This is a genomic window from Paenibacillus sp. F411 (genome assembly GCF_017582705.1).
Taxonomy (GTDB): Bacteria; Bacillota; Bacilli; order Paenibacillales; family Paenibacillaceae; genus Paenibacillus_AQ; species Paenibacillus_AQ algicola.
This window is the reverse complement of the sequence record NZ_JAGFIP010000040.1, coordinates 1-2,440: the sequence shown is the minus strand read 5'-3', so window position 1 is coordinate 2,440 and position 2,440 is coordinate 1. Positions and strand designations below refer to the sequence as shown.

2 protein-coding genes and 1 pseudogene are annotated in these 2,440 nt (G+C 44.1%); all 3 read left to right on the top strand.

The features are described 5' to 3' along the window. A partial coding sequence (locus JJQ72_RS20155; RefSeq protein ID WP_208204779.1) for an RHS repeat-associated core domain-containing protein occupies window positions 1–993 on the top strand: 993 nt, incomplete at its 5' end. A 20-nt stretch (window positions 994–1,013) separates the two neighbouring features. Continuing rightward, complete coding sequence (locus tag JJQ72_RS20150; protein ID WP_208204778.1) at window positions 1,014–1,457, top strand: SMI1/KNR4 family protein; 444 nt, start codon at window positions 1,014–1,016, stop codon at window positions 1,455–1,457. Window positions 1,458–1,796: 339 nt separating this feature from the next. Further along, window positions 1,797–1,947, top strand: a pseudogene (locus JJQ72_RS20955) (IS110 family transposase); the annotation flags it as partial. Window positions 1,948–2,440: the final 493 nt, after the last annotated feature.

The following is a 2,440-nucleotide window of genomic DNA, read 5'->3' as shown; positions in this document are numbered from 1 at the left end:
GACGGCAACCTTCTCCGAGGGCGGCTGCGCGGACGAAGCCAGGATTTTGTCTACGATGCCCGGGACCGCCTGGTCCAGGCCGGCAGTATTACGTACGGTTATAATGCAGAGAACGAGCGGACCTGGATGAACGTGAAGGGCCAGACCACTCTTTATGTGGTGAATCCGCATGCAGAGTACAGCCAGCTGCTGCTGGAGACCGATGAGGCGGGCAGAGTGAGCGCCGCCTATGTCTACGGGCTCGGCCTGATTGGCCGCGAGAGCGCAGACGGGCGCTACCAAAGCTACCATTACGATCTGCGCGGCAGTACAACACGGCTCACAGATGAAGAAGGCGACGTCACGGACCGCTACACCTATGGCGCCTTCGGCGAACTTGTGAAGCACGAGGGCACGACCCGCCAGCCGTTCGCCTACAACGGCCGCGATGGTGTACAGACTGACATCAACGGCCTTTACTACATGCGCGCGCGATACTATAATCCGGACATCAAGCGGTTTATGAACCGCGATGTGCTGCGAGGAGAAGTGAGCCTGGGGCTCAGTATGAACCGCTTCGCGTATGTAAACGGCAATCCGGTGACGTTTGTGGACCCGCTGGGGCTGGATGCGATTCAGGCGGGGAAGAGTAAGGGTATAGTTAATAATGTTAAATCTCCTAACCTACAGACAGGTAAAGGATATGATGCAGGTGATGCTTCTGTACGAATTGAAGGTCCATGGACAATTAATGATTTAAAGCAAGGTTTATTGGGGCATTCACCAAGAGGACTTAATAAACCAGATTTACATCATGGAGGACAAATGCCAGGTGGAGCAAAGCATGAAATAATTCCCTCGCAACATCGAAATAATTCAGCGCTTCACCAGAATAAATATAATCAAGGTGTTACTCCTGAAATGCGTCAATCAGATAGACAGTTGCATTGGTGGTATAGAGCGAGGGAACAAGGTGCCGATGATATATTACCTGAATGGATCTACGATAAATAATCTTTTTGGAGTTGAATGGATTGGACTATAATAAGTTTCTTGAAATTGTTAATGAAACCAGAATCAAAAGACCGATATGGTTTGGATTAGAGTCAGAACCTAAAGGTAATGATAGTCAGATTGAGAAAGTTGAAATAGCATTATCTCTTTCCCTGCCCGATGAATATAAAAGCTTTGTAAAAGAGTTTGGGGGTGGCTATTTCGCTTTTACAAATATTTTCTCAGTAAATGACCTTGGTGATTGGTATATTGTCAACTTAAATAGTCAAATTGGACTTATAGATACACATTCCTTTTTAGCTGTTTCCGATATTGAAACAGGTGATTATTATGGGTTTAAGTTTGGAAAAGGGGTTTGTGGTTCGAGAGTTATGTTCTATGACCATGAAATTAATGAAGTTGAAGAAACAAAGTATGAAAATTTATTCGAATATATTTTAGCCGTTGGACTAAATCCAAGGTAAAAGTATCGATTTGTTACTTTAGAGCCTCGATAAGTTTAAGACTTACGAGGTTCTTTATTTTTATTGTTCATGTTTGAATTAAAAGTACAGAATGGTAAGCAGACGCACTAGATTGGTTCTGTAACAAAGATATAAAAATTAACGCACTAACTACTCGATTTATATTTGCACACAAGAATGACAAAGCTTGTAGTGATTAAAGAGGAATTAACTGATACATAAGGGGAAGCCATTCCTGTAATGAATTAATTTGAGGTTTGAAACAAAAAAGCGCCTCCTGTACGCTGGGTCATGAAATGTGCACCATTCACTGCCCGAAATAAAAGGAGGACGCTCAATATGAAGTACAAACAATCGAAGAAACAGAATCAACGGATTACACGAATTTCCGAAAAAACTCTTGTCGAAAGTGCAGACATTGCAAAAGAAACGCATGTAGCCCGCGCCATCGACTTTCGTGGAATTGAACTGGGAAAAGACTGTGTGTTCTCAAATTCTCGAACCGGGCTGGAGCAGCTGGTACAGTGGATGAAGGAGCTACAACAGGAGCATGCCAAGAGAGAGGTCCTCTTTGGCAACGGCGTCCACCTCTTGAGAGGCCGAACGAAGGAATGTAAGGGCAACGACCCCGCGTGACATGGGAGGGTAAGCCGTCAGGAGACCGAGTGGATATCCAAGGTGCGATCATAGGAAAAAACCATAGAATGGGGACAACTTCCCCCAATCTCTGTTCCCGCCACCGGCGTTACCAGAAAATAATAACATCCTTGAATGAATATTCCATCTCTCGATTTGTCCATGTGTGAATACTTGAGAACGAGTGAGCAAACAAGAGAAATCATTAATTTATAGTGGGAGGCTTGTATGAGAAAGTTGAGTCCTAGCCAAGAATTATTTTTCAATACTCTACAGGAAATTCAAGAAGAGGTAGTTCAGACTGCTGTGAGTAAAAGTAGTTGTGAAAATGCTGAGAGGCTATTGTA